Annotated in this window: 9 protein-coding genes and 1 pseudogene; 3 read left to right on the top strand and 7 right to left on the bottom strand. The window is 58.2% G+C overall.

From position 1 onward, the window contains the following. Nucleotides 1-131: 131 nt before the first annotated feature. Nucleotides 132-1,403 (bottom strand): acetyl-CoA carboxylase biotin carboxylase subunit family protein, encoded by a 1,272-nt coding sequence (locus FJ423_RS32120; RefSeq protein ID WP_064994946.1) that lies wholly within the window; start codon nucleotides 1,401-1,403, stop codon nucleotides 132-134. Nucleotides 1,404-2,479: 1,076 nt separating this feature from the next. Between FJ423_RS32120 and FJ423_RS32115 the strand changes: the two genes are divergently transcribed. Together FJ423_RS32115 and FJ423_RS32105 are read left to right on the top strand one after the other, a co-directional pair. After that, a complete protein-coding gene (locus FJ423_RS32115) occupies nucleotides 2,480-3,490 on the top strand; it encodes an alanine racemase (RefSeq protein WP_084016112.1) in 1,011 nt (336 codons plus the stop codon). A 1,010-nt stretch (nucleotides 3,491-4,500) separates the two neighbouring features. Beyond that, nucleotides 4,501-5,271, top strand: a complete 771-nt coding sequence (locus FJ423_RS32105; RefSeq protein ID WP_084016108.1) for a class I SAM-dependent methyltransferase — start codon at nucleotides 4,501-4,503, stop codon at nucleotides 5,269-5,271. A 491-nt stretch (nucleotides 5,272-5,762) separates the two neighbouring features. Here the strand turns inward: FJ423_RS32105 and FJ423_RS32095 are convergent, their stop codons facing one another. After that, nucleotides 5,763-6,425 carry a hypothetical protein gene (locus tag FJ423_RS32095; protein ID WP_198327544.1) on the bottom strand — a complete coding sequence of 221 codons (663 nt, stop codon included), beginning with the start codon at nucleotides 6,423-6,425 and terminating at the stop codon, nucleotides 5,763-5,765. Nucleotides 6,426-6,558: 133 nt separating this feature from the next. Continuing rightward, nucleotides 6,559-7,479, bottom strand: coding sequence for a PLP-dependent aminotransferase family protein (locus FJ423_RS32090; protein WP_064994936.1), 921 nt, complete (start codon nucleotides 7,477-7,479; stop codon nucleotides 6,559-6,561). Between the two features lie 529 nt (nucleotides 7,480-8,008). Between FJ423_RS32090 and FJ423_RS32085 the strand changes: the two are divergent. Next, nucleotides 8,009-8,761: pseudogene (locus FJ423_RS32085) on the top strand (IS630 family transposase); the annotation flags it as partial. 224 nt (nucleotides 8,762-8,985) lie between these two features. On the opposite strand, the gene FJ423_RS32080 reads toward FJ423_RS32085, so the two are convergent. The 4 genes from FJ423_RS32080 to FJ423_RS32065 all read right to left on the bottom strand — a co-directional run bounded on the left by FJ423_RS32080 (nucleotide 8,986) and on the right by FJ423_RS32065 (nucleotide 14,731). After that, entirely contained in the window at nucleotides 8,986-9,837 is an 852-nt protein-coding gene (locus FJ423_RS32080) for a MaoC family dehydratase N-terminal domain-containing protein (protein WP_064994934.1), read from the bottom strand. 194 nt (nucleotides 9,838-10,031) lie between these two features. Beyond that, entirely contained in the window at nucleotides 10,032-11,000 is a 969-nt protein-coding gene (locus tag FJ423_RS32075) for a LysR substrate-binding domain-containing protein (protein ID WP_176479572.1), read from the bottom strand. A gap of 189 nt (nucleotides 11,001-11,189) precedes the next feature. Continuing rightward, nucleotides 11,190-11,972, bottom strand: a complete 783-nt coding sequence (locus FJ423_RS32070; RefSeq protein WP_064994932.1) for a helix-turn-helix domain-containing protein — start codon at nucleotides 11,970-11,972, stop codon at nucleotides 11,190-11,192. 65 nt (nucleotides 11,973-12,037) lie between these two features. Then, on the bottom strand, nucleotides 12,038-14,731 hold the full coding sequence (locus tag FJ423_RS32065; protein ID WP_064994931.1) for a 2-oxoglutarate dehydrogenase E1 component: 2,694 nt from the start codon (nucleotides 14,729-14,731) through the stop codon (nucleotides 12,038-12,040). Nucleotides 14,732-14,779: the final 48 nt, after the last annotated feature.

The raw sequence follows: 14,779 nt of genomic DNA, 5'->3' as shown, positions 1-14,779 counted from the left end.
CGGACCGCCCGAGCAACCCTCGGACGCGCAGTGTAGGGTGAGCCACCTCACCGGCAGAAGCGGACATACGGTCTTACTGAACACATGAAACATGAAGCAATCCTCAAATGCAGTGTCAGTGTCATCTAGAGCTAGCGAAGGGGAGGATGGCGTTCTGCAGATTGCTCCGGTTCGCCAGTGGTCAGGAATGGTGTGATCGACCAATCGATTAAGTCGACTGCACGCTGAAGTATGGCTTCCGTCCGAGCAAGGCTGGGTGAAGCGGCGGTAACAAATCCGATGCGGTCCAGGTAATCGCCTTTCCTGATGATCAGCGCCTTGGGTTCGACATGCAACTTGACCTCGGCGACACCTGGTACCGCAGCCGCCCGATTGCCGCCTTTGATCCAATTGAGGATACCATCGCGGTCGGGAATCATGATCCGCGCGGCCGCAATGTGGGAACGCTTTCTGCGTAAATCCCATTCTTCGCCAATGACAAGTTTGATGTGCTCGGAGATAAGATCGACACCGTAAGCCAGCTGAACCAGTTGAGGTGCGGGAGCGCCACCGAGGCGTGGATTAACTTCAATCACGACTGGGCCAAGCTTCGTCCATCGGAGATCAATGTTCGCTGGCCCCCAGCCGAGGTTGAGAGCCCGCAGACAGCTCAGCGAGACTTCGACGATACGCTTATCTTCGTCATCAGTCAGCACGGCCGGATAGGTGTACTTATGACAGACAAAATGAGGCGGGAGGCCGAAGTCAGCGATGGCAATGGCAACGACCTCATTCCCCATTGTGTCGACGCTATAATGGGGGCCTTGTGCGAATTCCTCGACCAGTATCCTCGGGGAGGATCGCCATATGTGCTTGCCGCTCAACAAATAGCTTGTTTGTTCGGCCACTTCATCAGCATTGCGGCACAATCGGACTCCGATGCTGCCGCTGCCTACCGCTGGCTTAACAATCACCGGAAGGCCGATCTCCGCGGCAGAGCTTTCTACCCCCGCCGCATCCGTTGCCAAGCGATAAGCCGGCATTGGAACGCCGGCCTCCGCGAGGAGCTGATGTTGAACGAATTTGTCGCAGCAACGTTCGATTGATGCGGGGTTCGGCCCCGGTAGATCGAACTGTCGACAGAGCTTGCCGACTGTCACAGAGGCAGATTCATCGCCGCCCGCAAAGCCAGTAATGCCAGCAATGTCATATATAGCACTCAGCCGGTGACATTCGCGGACCAGCGCATCGAGATTGCCTGTATCGATCCGAATAGCTTCAATGCTTTCTGCGGCAAGATAGTCGTACTGGGTTGGATCTGCCGCTAGGGCAATTGGATCAAGCCCGAGACGCTGGGCCTCCTGGATGTATTGCAGACCATTGCCCCTATGGCCTTCAACTAGGATGAGCGCTCTTCTTGCCATCTCCGTCGACCTCCGTTGCATACTGTGCGGTAGTCCGAGCGTAAGTTGGGATCAGCTGTTTCAGTTTTGCATGATCACAGACGCTGCGGAGAACGTACTATATTCGGCGATTGACGACTGCAAAGTTTCTGTAAATTCGTTTGAAGAATCGGTTGCGAGGTTTTGCTCGGGACGGGGGGTATGGAGCCGTTAGCTCCTAGCGTATCCGGCTGAAGTTCCACCACACGAGCCGATCGATGCGGGCGATTGTCCAGCCCCTTGGCGATGCGCTGAAGGGTTTGCTGGAGCTAGACGATTGGATGAATACCGTTCACTTTTTTTGCCGTCTGCGACGTGGTTGCTATGGTCCCCACACACGTCCACTGCCTTCGGAGCCAACGAAGAGACCTTTCTGATTTTTTGTTTGCGGCCTGATGGTGGCGCGCGACGATAGTGGAATCGAGTTCGCCCGTCCGTCGTTGAGGAAGTGTTCGAGTGCGGCACGTCGTGACGTTGCATATCGGATCACCTCGGAGTTTTGACTTCCTTGAAATGCGCGGCAAATTCCCATAGCCTGAACAGGTCGGAAGCGATCGCCGAGGACCGATCCTGGCGTGCAGCCATGCGAACCTTTGATTATGGCCCCGGATTGCATTCTCTACCTTCCGGCGATCGCCGCGACTCCTGTGACGCCACCATTTCTACCGAAGCCACATTACGCATCAAATGTGTTTGAGCACATTGATGCGGGAAATCCGCCCGCCAGGACCTGTGAGGGCGAAAGCCGAATGGCTGCCCTACTCGACCACGATCGTTTTTCTTCAAACTATTTTGCAGTATCTTCACACTGAGGAGCTCCTGACAACGCTATAAATATAGAGGTCAGGTGCGCATAAAAGACCTGACGATCGGACCTGCAGCCCAAGCATGCAAGATCGGAACCAACAACCCATGGCAAGGAGAGCATTCATCCTGGTTGAGGGCACAAGAGGTAATGGTCTGCCATACGTACAAGAGGCCACGGGCATCGAAAAGAGAGAAACAATGAGCAATCTGGGGGTACCGCGCAAACTCAGGAGAAGGATCGGAACGCCGTGATGAGCTTCGGCCCACTTCTAAAAATTGAACTTCAGAAAATCACCCACAATGCAGCAATTATTCGGGAAGCTTTGCGACACAACGGCCATTCCTTAATGGTCGTTGTCAAAAGCTGCTGCGGTGACCCCAACATAGTTCGGGCGATTGCGGCCGCCGGCATCTCGCAGTTTGGGGATTCCCGGATGAGCAACCTCGAGCGCCTGAGAGAGGCAAACATAGAAGGGGAATTCTGGCTTCTTCGGTCGCCAGCGCCGGACCAGCGTGAGCGAATGGTGGAATTGTGCAATGGCAGTTTGCAATCCGATCTGGATACGATCCGGAAGGTCGAACAATTACGGCCGCCTGCTCCGCATCGTGTAATCCTCATGCTTGACCTCGGTACCGGCCGGGAAGGCTTTCAGCCCAATGAGCTTCTGCGCGCCTGCGATGAAGTCGAGAGGATGGCGCATGTTGAGCTTTACGGATTGGGTATTTATTTTATGCATGCAAGCGACCCGGCCTTCGTGGAGACCACCCTGGGGCGCTTTGGAGAGATATGCAACGAGGTAGAAAGTGCGCTTGGACGTGTTTTGAAGGCTAAGTCGTTCGCCACCTCGCTTGTGTATGATCACATTCTCAAGTCCGGATTTGTTCCGTCAGGTCTCAATCATCTTCGATTGGGAACAATGCCAATCATCGGGCGTCTAACTAGCGTCGACGACACGCCGGCTCTGCCCGGACTCGCGACGGATACCGCCGTGCTTGAAATCAAGGTGATCCAAACCAAGGTTCTATGTGATCGACCAATCGCGCTGCTTGAGATAGGGAATCTTGATACGGATATTCGCGCACTGCGCCCGATTCAAAGCGACCTGCGGGTGATAGATAGCAGTAGCGATCACACCATTGTTGAACAAACGCCCGGTGCAACTTTACTTAAAGTCGGCGACGCGGTTGAGTTTACTGTGTATTATAGCAGTTTTGTACGCCTTATGAGTTCACCGTATGTAACTAGAAGTTATAGTGTCTGATTAGGATGAGTCCGGCACTTCCTCGCAGCGGGTGGCTGCGACAAAAGGGTTGGCTGCGCAAACACAGTGTGTGGAATTTTGATACATTCGAGCCTTCCAGTCACTTTGGCTGGCCTACCCTCGCCTGCGTCTGGCGGATTTGACAGAAGAAGTCAAATTGCACCGATTAATGGAGTTCTGCATATGGCAACTGTTGGCGAGCATATCGTCGATACATTTATTCCACATAAGATAGATCGCGTGTTCTGCGTGCCTGGCGAGAGCTAACTTGGCCTCCTTGACGCACTGTATGGGCGGAGCGATGTCGAAACTGTCTTTTGAAAGTGGTGCAGATTTCATGGCGCTTACCGACGCAAGGCTTCGGGTCGGCCCGGCGTCGCCTGTGTCAGCCGCGGTCTTGGCGCTCCTAACGCCTCATTGCGGTACATGCGGCCCAACTGGACGGCGTCGCCTTTATCCTCATTGTGGGGCAAGTCGCGGCGCAAGACCTGCGCCGGGAGTCCTTTCCAGAATCGAGTGCGATATGTTCGGCTCGATCGGCAAATGGACAGCCGAAATCACAGTTCCAGAACGCCGCAGAGACAATGCTGCGTTCGCTGCAGGCAGCTACGACGGACGTTCCCGGTCCTGTCGTCATCGCTTTGCCAGAAGACGTGCTGACTGCGGAATGCACCGCTAAGGCCGTCAAACGGCAGGCGGAAATCACCTCGATGTCACCACGCAAGGGTACGCATTTCCACTGCTTGTTCATCCCTCCCAACAGTTAGGCCACATTCACAATGACCTATCAGCCATGGGCACACGTTTTGCGAGCGATCTTCCATTGCCCGTTTGCCGATCTCATTCATCGACACCGTGGGCCATCTGGAGAGCTTGCTCCCTGACCGAGAAAACAGTTCGAAGACTTCCCGTCTCTTGCGAAGGTGAATTCTGGTAAGCCAAAAAACCTACAGAAATGTCAACGGTTTACAATGTACACTTGATCGAAATTAAATTGGAGATTTGAACGTATGACCGGCAGATCAAATAAATTGTGCTCGACGGAGCGCTCGGATGAACATGATGTATATTTCAATGAGGATTACTCGTACTTTGGAGACGTCGTACATTCGCCAGAAGCGAGTGACAGGCAAGCAGACGCAATTTGGAAGCTTCTTTGTCTCGCACAAGGCAGCCCAGTTCTTGAACTCGGATGTGGTTATGGGCGGATTACCAACCGGTTGGCGGAGAAAGGAGCGCGGGTAACCGGATTGGATATCTCGCCGATCCTGCTGAAAAAAGCCAAAGCAGATGCGGCAGAAAGCGGGATGGATGTCGAATATGTTCTTGGCGACATGCGTTCTCTTCCCTGGCGGGATGGATTTGACGCAGCCTTTCTGTGGCATTTGACGTTTGGTTATTTCAGCGACGCGGACAATGAGAGAGTTCTTCGTGAAGCCGCCTCCTCACTTCGAAAAGGCGGGCGTCTGCTCATCGATCACTTAAATATTTTCGCTGTGCCAAGCCACGGGGCGCCTACCTGTTACGTTGCACAGCGTAATGACGATCTAAGAATCGATATGATGAGCACCGAGGTGCTAACCGGTCGTCGGCATTGCGATAGGCTTATCGTTCGCAATGGGTGCGTTAGACGAACCCATCTTTATTTTAGACTCTATGGGTTTGCGGAATGCGCTCGCATGTTGCGGAGCGCGGGATTCGAAAGTGTTGACGCTTATGGGGAGGAAGGCGCAGCGTTTACATCCGATGGTCCTCGCCTCGTCATTGTCGCCCGCAAATAATACCGATAGTTACTGTCTGTTGTGGCGGCAAGGACATCGAGGTAGCTGCAGGGCAACGAGTCCAAATCCTATGAGGTGGATAGCGACCTGCGCTGTGGCAAAGTGAGGTCGCTAAACTCTCACACTGGAGGCAAGCATGCCCGCTGAAGCTACCCAATCCGAAGCGCCGGCCACTCCGCGCCACGGCATTAATAATGCCTCCTCCACCGCTGTCGCTTCTAAGAGTTTGTCGAGCCTGTTGTTCGGCAGGAAAGCGAGGTCGCCCATTGCGGCTTCGGCCGCCGACTCACTCTTAGGCAGCCGAGCCACGGTGGGGCGCGAGAATCTGAGTGTTGCACCTATCGACCACGACGCTGTAAAGGCGGGCATGCTCAAATATGGGCGATTGAACGCACCCTACCGCCTTGTCCTTTGTCAGAAGATTAACCAGCGGCAGGCGACATTCTCGCGCGCGGAAAGCGTCATCGCGGCCAATCTCGTCATGCTATTGTTCAAGTCTTGCGCGCTGGAATATAGCCGGCCGCAGCAGCGGCTGAGCCAAAACTCTCGCCCGCGCGAATACGCTCTTCCACCTGCGCATCAATAGCTACTATTCTCTCTGCTTTCGCCAGAATCTCTTCTACTCGGGCACGCGGTACAGCCATAATTCCCGTATCATCACCGATCACAAGATCTCCTTGTGATACTGAAATACCCCCCATCATGATGTCACAACCAATTGGAAGAAGCTTCACCCGGGTTTTGCCCGTTGTAGGTGCAACCCACCGGCTTGAAAGCCACAGTCCCGTTTCGCGAATTTCATCTAAGTCTCGGCAGGCGCCGTCTATCACGACAGCCGTAGCCTGCCGATTTTTTGCGGCTATGGCGGCAAGACCGCCCATTGTCGAAATGGGCTCACCGTTCATATCCACCATCAACACCTTGCCAGGGCCCGTCGCTTCAATCAGCTGGCCGACCGCGAAGTCGGCCTTCTCAAAATCGCCCAATACACCGGTTAATTCGCGCGCAGTGACCGCGAAGCCGATCATGCAGCCGCTGCCGCTCCGTCGCGCGATGCCCTGAATAGTCCCCTTGATTCCGAGTTCGTCCAATGCATCCGACCATGCGCTGACCCCGAGCGCCGCACCACGCTCCAGGATCTCGTTCTCGTTCATTGTCACTTGGACTGCTCCTGCTCCTATTGAATGTTCCGGTGTCGATGCGAGTCGAGCCCACAGATTGCCCGATGATCAGCATTACTCTCTAGCGTCCGGGGGCCTATTTCAAGGCAAAGCCAGATACCGCGAATTACTCGGGATCAACTTGTTCGACTTTAGTGCTTGGCGAGATCCTTCCCAATAATGCTGACAGGACCTCTACGCCCCTGCGCACGGTAACCTCATCCATCGAGGAGAATGGCAAGCGCGAGAACGTCGCTGACGGCTTGCTGACGAAAAACCCGTCGCCATCGGCGACGTCTAGCCCCGCATTGCTGGCCTCCTTGCGCAGCCGCTGAGCATCCACCGGGTGCGCGAGTGTCACTCCCACAAATACGCCGCCGTCGGGCCGCACATAGCGATGGCCGGCCATGAATTCGTCCAGTGCCGAGACCATCGCCTCCAGACGCGGCGCATAGAGATGCCCAAGGGCGGCAAGCTGATCGCCTAAAAACCCACGGCGGAGCCATTCGCCAGTCACCGAGAGCGCGAAGTTGCCAGGCGTTACGTAGGTGCTCTCAGCCACCTTGGCCGCCGCGCTGATGGTATGCGGCGGCGCAATGAGATAGGCTGCGCGAAGACCAGGCGCGATCACCTTGGAGAAAGAATTGAGCTGGACCGTTACATCGCGGCCAATATCGAGGATTGACGGCTCTTGGGCGCCCTTGTAGCGAAGAAAGCGATAGGGGCTGTCTTCGACAATCCGGAAATCATGGGTCCTCGCCAGATCGACAAGATGCTGACGCTTGGTGGATGACCACGTGGTGCCGGTTGGATTTTGGAAATCCGGAACTGTATACATGAAGACGGGCCCGCGCCGCGCCGCGGCGTTCAACGGCTCGAGCGCCGGTCCATCCGCTTCCATCGGTATGGCGATGACATTTGCGCCGTAGTGGCGCAGCAGGTGGACCACTCGGTCGTAGCAAGGCTCCTCGATGAGCACGGTTTTGCCGGGCTTCAGCCAAATGCGACACAAAATGTCGAACAGACCGACAGAGCCGTCAGCAGCCATCACGTTGGCATGTCCACACCATGATAGTCGGCGAGCCATTCCCGCAGCGGCAGGGGCCCGACCGCGGGCCCATACTGGTAGGCGACAACCTCGCGGGATGACGCCAACCCTTGGACGCAGAGCTCCAACTGCGCGCGTGGAAAGGCTTCTTCGGCAGGAACTCCGCGTGCGAAATTGATGCGTTTGGGCATAGTCTCACTCTCTCTGTCTGGCGGAAGAAATCGTAGCCAAGCACCGTTATAAATGCAGTCGCGCGTTACTATTATCAGCTATGCCGGGTTGAGATAGGCGGGGAGCGATCTGTGTCGCGGGAGTTGCGTAGTCCGCATTCGTTCGACAGCGCCTGGGTCAGGAAGCAAGAAGGCCAACGAGTGCCCTAGAGCGGGATGAGATTTATGGGAGTCGTGGGATTCCCAAATCAGCGTTGATCTGATTCAACCTTGATGCTGGGCGGAGGCCAGCATGGATGGTTGGATATTCGATGGACCTGCGCGAACGGGTTGTTGCGGCGGCTGCTCGATTTGGCGTATCGGGAGCGTGGCGCGACTGGCTTGTCGAGCGCTGCCGGGAGAAGGACTTCACCTTGCGCGGCCTTGTGGCCGAACTCGGCGAGCGCGGCCTGAAGGTCGACTGCCGCTCGGTGTGGGAGTTCGTGCACGCCGAGAAGCTGTCTCACAAAAAAAGACGCTGATCGCCTGCGAGCAAGATCGTCCCGATGTTGCGCGCCGACGGATGCAATGGGTTCTGTATCAGGACCGGATCGATCCCACCCGCCTGGTGTTCATCGACGAGACCTGGACCAAGACCAACATGGCCCCGCTCAGAGGCTGGGCGCCGGTCGGACAGCGGATCAAGGCCAAAGTGCCGCATGGCCACTGGAAGACCATGACCTTCCTGGCTGCGCTGCGCCATGATCGCGTCGAAGCGCCTTGGCTCATCGACGGACCAATCAACGGCGAGAGGTTCCTCCTCTATGTCGAGAAGGTTCTCGTACCCACCCTCCAGTCGGGCGACATCGTTGTGATGGACAATCTCGGCTCTCACAAAAGCAAGGCCGTTCGGCGCGCCATTCGCAAAGCCGGGGCGAAGCTCTTCTTCCTGCCCAAATACTCGCCCGATCTCTCCAATCGAACAGCTCTTCGCCAAGCTCAAGCACTGGCTGCGAAAAGCGGCAAAGCGAACCGTCGAAGCCGTCTGCGACGCAATCGGCCAAACCCTCAATCGTGTCACTCAACACGAATGCTCAAACTATTTCGCAAACTCAGGCTATGACCGGAGCTAATCTCATCTCGCTCTAGCAGTCTGGTGGGGAAGGCTGGTGATGTTAGAACGGGCATTAAGATCCTCCGCCTGCACGCGGATGCGAAGGCGCGAGTTAGCGAGCGGTGTGGCGATCTGCTCGGCCTGGTCGGTGGAGCTCAGAACAGGTTCGACCGCCACGCCTGCAAGCCGCAATGACGGCACAAGCTCTGCCCGCACGCCTCGCAGCTGTGACGTTGCTGAGGCTCATCCCCAGGCTGCCTCCGCGATCATCGCTACTGGACCATCTTGACGCGCGGTCCAAAGTTTCATTTTTCCGTCTTCCTCCGCCGCATGCAGGTTTATGGATTCATCATCAAAGAGCGATGAAGCCGCGCGGAAAACGAACTTCGACGGGGGCTTGCCCTTCAATTCGGCCGCATAGTTCAAAAGCAGTGTCGCCTGCAGCGGTGCATGAATGACAAGGCCGGAATAATGCTCGACCTCGACGGCGTAAGGGCGGTCATAGTGGATGCGATGGGCGTTGAACGTCAGCGCCGAATAGCGAAAGAGCAACGGAACGGAGACGCCGACCTGCCGGTTATGCGATCCCATCGCAGCTGCCTCGGTATCCGGCTGGTTTGAAGCGTCCTGCGCCGTGCTTGCCTCTCGGTACACGATCGTCTGCGTCTCCTCGATCATGACTGTCCCCAAGACACTAAGCTTGTGCTCCACTGTTACGAAGCAAAGCGTTCCAGTCCGGCCTTCCTTGACCGCCACGTCGGCCACCTGCGAGACCCGCTCGACCAGGTCGCCCACTCGCAACGCTCCGGAAAAGGCAAGGCTGCTGCCGGCCCACATGCGTCGCGGCAACGGGACCGGGGGCAGAAAACCGCCCTTCTCTGGATGACCGTCCTCAGCAAGCAAGCTCGTTGGCATAGCGGAGGGGGCAAGGCAGTAGTTGATAAGCAGCGGCGCAGCATCGCCCAGCGACGGAACGGCGCCCTTAATATCGATGGCCGCACTGAACCGTCGAACCAGATCGGGCGAAATGGTATCGGATGCGCTTTCCTCACGGCCGATCCATGAGCGAAGCCGCTCGACGTCCAAATTAGGCATCAGTATGCTCGGTTTGGGGTGCGCAGGCGGTGTGTCGTGAGTCCGTGCCGGGATCGGTCGACAGGGTCGCGGGTTGCCAAGGAAGATAGCCACGTCATTCTCGAGCCCTTCGTTGCTGACTAAGCGAGCCTGTGATGGGCGTTCTCGGGCCCGGGCGACAGACCCTGTTATGGGAAACTAGCTATGCCCCTTGGTTATAGGTCGCCGCAGCCATCATAGGGGATTGAGGCTTTGCTGAGACGTCCCATCATGCGACCGTCTTCGACGGCCTTGCGAAGTTCGACGCGCACCCGGCGGGCAAGCTCGCGCATGGCGAGTGTGGTTGGCCTCTGCAGCGAAAAGGCCAGCATGAAGCGTTGCGTGAGATTGGGCTCGACCAGCTTCCTGAAGCTGAATTCGGGATTGCTGGCCTCGAAATTGATCACGCCGTGCGGCAGCACTGTCAGGCCATGCCCGTCGCGGACCAGTTTCTTGAGCGGCGCCAGAGCATCGACTTCCGCCTTGATGTCAAGCTCAAGGCCAAGCCGTTGCATGGCGCCGTCCAATTCGCGGCGCAGGCCATGATTGCGGCCGACGAGCAGGAGCGGCAAGCCGACCAGCGCAGGGGTCGGGAAGGTTTCCGTGTCGGGGGCGATGGCGTCAATATCTCTTCTTCGACCGAACAAAAGCAGGTCGACCTCGAGCAGGGGGTCCATGCGCATATATGGCGCCTTGCGTGCATTGTTGATGATGGCCATGTCGACGCGGCCGCTGGCCAGCCATTCATTGATGAAGCCGGAAAGGCCGTCCACCAGATGAAGCTTTATCTGCGGATAATGCACGAAGAAATCGCTCACGATCTCCGCGCCGATCGCAGCACTCATGGATGGCGGCATGCCGAAGACGATGTCGCCTGCGGGAACCTTGGCGGCGGCGACCAAGTCCGATTTGACCTGATCAAGCTCCCGTAGCACCGGCACGATGGCGGCATAGAACTGAGCCCCTTCCTCTGTGGCCCGAACGCCGCGACCGTGGCGATACAAAAGCTGCACCCCCAGTTCTTCCTCCAACTGCCTGATCTGGCGACTCAAGGCTGGCTGGGCGACTCCAATGATGCTCGAGGCCTTCGAGAGCGCGCCTGATTCCGTGACAATCAGGAAATGTCTTAGCTGTCGCAGTTCCAAAAGGGCTGACTCCAATCAGGTCGCGAGTGTTGTCCCGAGATCATGCCTGTCTGTTATATCTTAGAAAGATGCCGTGCTTAAAGCGCGATTCGCTGGTCTAAGGTCGTCCCGCATGAGAGGCAGCTTGCGGATCTCTAAGGCATTGAGACAGGAGCGCGGTTGCGGGAGCTTTTTGCACTGGCGTTGGCCTCATGAATAATCGGATGAGAGCAGGCGGCCAATGCGGTTGGCCGCCGCCGTGAGCTTGGGCAGGATCTTGGCGAGCTGCCGCCGCCTGTCGCCAGCCATGCGCAGCATCAGGCTGCTGAGGGCGATATATTCACCGGCCACGGTCGGCACAGGGACCGCCACGGCCCAGATTCGTGACTGGTAGACCTCGTCAAGGTAAGCCTGTTCGGCAAAGGCGTAGCCATGGCAACGGACGTCCTCGAGCCTTTCCGGGAGCGCCGCTAGAAGCGTGGGATTGCTATCCCAGCGCGACGAACTCTGCCCTCGGGCCAGCGCCTGACGGCGTTCCTCGGGAGACATGCGCGAAAGGGTCACGAGGCCGACGCCGGTGGCGACGAGCGGAATGCGCGCACCAACCCTGCCTGGGATCGATAATCCCAGCGCGGCGCGGTTGGAATAGGCGATCACCATGGCGTCGCCGTCGAAGACCGCCAGATTCGACGGCCACCCGATCTCTATATGCAACTGCTCCACCACAGGCATTGCGAGCTCGATCAAGCGATAATGAGGGTCATATCCGCGGCTGAGGGCTAGGGTCCGCCCGGTCACCTTGTAGGTCGTCTTGCCAGCTTGGCGATAGACGTAACCGCCCTCGAGCAGCGTTTCGACGAGGCGGACCACAGTTGGCTGCGGCAATTTGCAGAGGTTTGCAATGTCCGACACATTGATTGGTCCATGCTCGCTGACGGCTCGCAACACCGCCAGCCCCCTCTGCACAGCTCTCACCGGTTCAAAAACGGACATTGGGCAGTTGATCCCGGTTGTATCCTCCCGATCGCCTAGCTTATGGTCCCGATCAGGTCGAGAGCCTATTCCGCGGCCTGAGCGCTAACGGCAGGTGACAGTGCCGAGGCGATAATATCGTTTTGCTCCACCTCATGCCGGTCGATCGATCCACCGGCGGCTGCAGCCATCGCTGGCCGTCCGACATAGGCGAGCGGCCGGTCGGGCGCCATTTCGCCCACGCGATCCCGCATGAAAGACCATGCCCCTTGATTGGAAGGCTCCTCCTGGCACCACACGATCGGAATGCCCTGGAACCGCTGGAGGACCGCGCCGATGGCTTCGCTCGGGAAGGGATAGAGCTGTTCGACGCGGACCAGCGCCACGTCGTTGATGCGCTCTTGCGCCATAGCCGCCCGAAGGGCGTAGGCGATCTTGCCCGAGCAGAGCACCAGCTTGCAGCACGTCGAGGCGCAGGGGGCCTCGACGATCACTGGCTGGAAAGACGTTCCCTCGGCGATATCATCAAGCCTCGATACGCAATCGCGTAAGCGCAGCAGTGACTTCGGGGCGATCAGAAACAGCGGCTTGCGCATCGAGCCCCGTACCTGTCGGCGATAGAGGTGGAACAGGTTTGCCGGCGTCGAGGGGTTTGCGACGACAAGATTGCCGCCGGCACAGGATTGAAGTATACGCTCGATACGAGCCGAGGAATGGTCCGGGCCCTGGCCTTCGAGCCCGTGCGGCAGGGCAATGATGAGCCCGGAGCTCATCCGCCACTTCGCCTCGGCAGTTACAATGAACTGGTCGACGACCACCTGGGCGCCATTCAGGAAGTCGCCGAACTGGGCCTCCCAAACCACCAGTCGCGTCGGGTCGGCTAGGCTCATTCCGTATTCAAAGCTCAGCACCCCATACTCTATCAAGGGCGAGTTCACCGCGTCAAAGCGCGCGCCGGCCTGGCCCAGGCCCGCGAGAGGCATCGCAGTCTGACCGGTGCGCCGGTCATGCAAGACCAGATGGCGCTGCGTGAACGTGCCTCTGGCGCTGTCTTGTCCGCTCAGTCGCACCGAGGTGCCTTCGTCCAGAAGGGAGGCGAAAGCCAGAGCCTCGGCGGTGGCAAAGTTGAAGCCGCTGTTTTTCTCGATCGTCTCCAACCGCGCCGTCAGGAAGTTGCGCACCTTCGGGTCGGCTTCGAAGCCGTCGCCGACGGCACTCATGCGCCGGGCCGAGTCCAGCAGCCGATCGCGCGCGACGCCGGTCACGATGCCGAAGGGGAAGGGGCCAGCGGGCTGCGGCGGGGCAAAAATGTCAGTTTGGCGCTCCGGTTCCCCGTTACTCATCTGGTCATATGTCGTATAGGCTCGGTCGAGCGCCAAATGGAACGCCCTGCGCTTCGCCTCTGCCATATCGAACGCTGTGGCCGAGGCGGCCTTGACACGATCCGAATGCAATTGCTTGAGCGTCGGCCGCTCGTCGACCTTGGACCAGGTAAGCGGCTGTGTGAAACGCGGTTCGTCGAGTTCGTTGTGGCCGTTGCGGCGGTAGCAGACCAGGTCAATGATGACGTCCTTCCCTGTCGCATTGCGCCACGCGACCGCAACGCGGGCGACCGCAGCGGCGGCAATTGGGTCTTCGCCGTTGACATGGAAGATCGGCACGCCGAAAGCCTTGCCGATATCGCTCGGATGCGGCGACGAACGTCCCTCTGACGGGAGGGTCGTGAACCCGATCTGGTTGTTGACGATAAGATGGATAGTGCCCCCGACACTGTAGCCAGCCAGCGCGGAAAGCTGGAGCAATTCCCAGACGAGACCCTGGCCGGCAAAGGCAGCATCAGTATGCATCAGGAACGGTAGGACCTGCGAGGCACCGGTCGTGCCAGCGTTCGCCCTCCCCTTCTGCTCCTGTCTGGCGCGCGCCGCCCCGACAGCTACGGGCGCGACAACGATCAGATGGGATGGGTGAGGCAGCAGACGCACAGCCACTTTACCTGCGCCGGTCTCGACCTCCGCAGCCAGGCCGTTGTGGTAAGGCACGTCGCCGGTGAAGGCCGCAGCGCCATCGGTGATGTCGCGCCCCTTGATCTCGGCAATTAGCGCCGGCAGCGGCTTGCCGAGCACGGTCGCAAGCGTCGCCAGGCGGCCCCGGTGCATGCCGCCGATAACCACCTCCCGGACTCCCACCTCGGCCGCGTAGCGAAAGATCTCGCGAGAGATGACGGCCGACGACTCCGCCCCCTCTATGCCGAAACGCTTTTTGGTCGGCCATTTTGTTTTGATGAAATGTTCGAATTCGTCGGCCAGCATCACCGCTTCAAGCGTGCGCGCATACACCTCGTCGTTAGCTTTGGCGAGGATCTCGCGTTCGAAGCGCTCATAGACCCATGCGCGTTCATCGGTATCGAGTAAATGGCTGGCCTCGATGGCTGCCGTGCCGCAATAGATCGAGCCGAGCGTGGCGATCGCCTGTGCTTTTGGCAGGCTCACTTCCCCGCCGGCTAGCGTCAAGGCAACGGAATCTTCGCCGCCTTCAATAGAGTTCAGTTCCGGGATGAGGCCGGGAGCGCTCATTTCAAGAGGGTCGAGGCGGGCCTGGCGGTGCCCATAAATCCGAAACAGTTCGGCTATGCGGTCGCCATTGTCGCCACTGGCGTGCGCCGGCGCTTCCATCAAGGCGAGCTTCACCCGCCAGTCGGCTGGTACCGACGCCGGATCTTTCACGAAGCGTGCATACAAATCCAGGAAAAAGGCGCTATCGCCACTGAGGGGCAGGGTCATAGATGCTCTCTTGAGGGCACGTTCGGTTGTCGCCGAACCAATAAAGGG

The organism is Mesorhizobium sp. B2-8-9 (assembly GCF_006439475.1).
Taxonomy (GTDB): domain Bacteria; phylum Pseudomonadota; class Alphaproteobacteria; order Rhizobiales; family Rhizobiaceae; genus Mesorhizobium.
The sequence above is the reverse complement of the archived record's forward strand: the minus strand, read 5'-3'. Positions and strand labels throughout refer to the sequence as shown.

Bases quoted from the DNA above. Each gene is read 5' to 3' on its own strand.
- FJ423_RS32090 (WP_064994936.1), bottom strand. From the start codon at position 7,479: ATGGCTGCTGACGGCTCTGTCGGTCTGTTCGACATTTTGTGTCGCATT.
- FJ423_RS32070 (WP_064994932.1), bottom strand. From the start codon at position 11,972: ATGTCCGTTTTTGAACCGGTGAGAGCTGTGCAGAGGGGGCTGGCGGTG.
- FJ423_RS32095 (WP_198327544.1), bottom strand. From the start codon at position 6,425: ATGAACGAGAACGAGATCCTGGAGCGTGGTGCGGCGCTCGGGGTCAGC.
- FJ423_RS32105 (WP_084016108.1), top strand. From the start codon at position 4,501: ATGACCGGCAGATCAAATAAATTGTGCTCGACGGAGCGCTCGGATGAA.
- FJ423_RS32115 (WP_084016112.1), top strand. From the start codon at position 2,480: ATGAGCTTCGGCCCACTTCTAAAAATTGAACTTCAGAAAATCACCCAC.
- FJ423_RS32065 (WP_064994931.1), bottom strand. From the start codon at position 14,731: ATGACCCTGCCCCTCAGTGGCGATAGCGCCTTTTTCCTGGATTTGTAT.
- FJ423_RS32080 (WP_064994934.1), bottom strand. From the start codon at position 9,837: ATGCCTAATTTGGACGTCGAGCGGCTTCGCTCATGGATCGGCCGTGAG.
- FJ423_RS32120 (WP_064994946.1), bottom strand. From the start codon at position 1,403: ATGGCAAGAAGAGCGCTCATCCTAGTTGAAGGCCATAGGGGCAATGGT.